Origin of the sequence: Rothia sp. HMSC065C03 (genome assembly GCF_001837295.1) — a bacterium.
Lineage (GTDB): Bacteria > Actinomycetota > Actinomycetes > Actinomycetales > Micrococcaceae > Rothia.
The window spans coordinates 218426-218766 of record NZ_KV832006.1 but is presented as its reverse complement, the minus strand read 5'-3'; positions in this window follow the sequence as shown (position 1 = coordinate 218766).

Sequence of the window (341 nt, the reverse complement as noted above, 5' to 3'; positions counted from 1 at the left end):
TCTTTCATTATTCGCCTTGATATACTTAACATGACCGCCGGTCCTATCCTGTCAGCGTTGAGAATCTTTCATTAATCGCTTTGATATACTTATTTTCTAGAGCGGGGGGAGATTGACATGGTTGAGAATCTTTCATTATTCGCCTTGATATACTTACTCGCCGCTGTTGGTCTGTCTCAGGATTGGTTGAGAATCTTTCATTATTCGCCTTGATATACTTAAAAACCAAAGCGGCTAACGCTAATCCTTGGTTGAGAATCTTTCATTATTCGCCTTGATATACTTACGGCGTTTTTATTGTTCGCGTTCGTCTTGTTGAGAATCTTTCATTATTCGCCTTG